This window comes from Neisseria sp. P0021.S007 (genome assembly GCF_051956855.1).
Genome location: NZ_JBQCXA010000908.1, coordinates 1 through 568, shown reverse-complemented (window position 1 = coordinate 568; position 568 = coordinate 1). Strand labels below are relative to the sequence as shown.

The 568-nt window shown below is 52.5% G+C and carries 1 protein-coding gene; it reads right to left on the bottom strand.

The annotated features are described in order from the left end of the window. Window positions 1–568, bottom strand: a 568-nt coding sequence (locus ACTHUR_RS16650; protein ID WP_440399794.1) for a bile acid:sodium symporter family protein, incomplete at both ends; no start/stop codon positions are given.

Genomic DNA, 568 nt, shown 5'->3' with positions numbered 1-568 from the left:
TTTTTGTGCATCATAAGGCAGGCCGGTCCATTTGGCGGCAAAGAAGCCGAGCAGATAGCCGATACCGTTGTGGAGTACGACAACGGCAAAAATCAGCAGGCCGCTTTCAATAATCTTGCCTTTGCTGGCACCGACAACCGCGCCGATAATCAGCACGATGGCGGCAACGGAAACCAGTGGCAGCGCGTCGGTCAATTTTTCAGTTTTGTTGCCCAAGACTTTATGGACAATCAAGCCCAAAACGATGGGGAACAAAACCATTTTGACGATGGACATCAACATACTGCCCGCTTGTATTTCCAGCATTTCACCGGCAAGCATCAGAAAGATGGCGGGGGTCAGCAATGGGGAAATCAGGGTGGAAACCGATGTAACGGCAACCGACAAAGCCACATTACCGCGCGCCAGATAAGTCATTACATTGGAAGCCGTACCGCCCGGGCAGCAGCCGACCAAAATTACACCGACTGCGATTTCGGCAGGCAGGTTCAACAGTTTCGCCAGCAGATAGGCGGTTGCCGGCATGATGGCGAATTGTGCAATCACGCCGATAATGACGGCTTTGGGA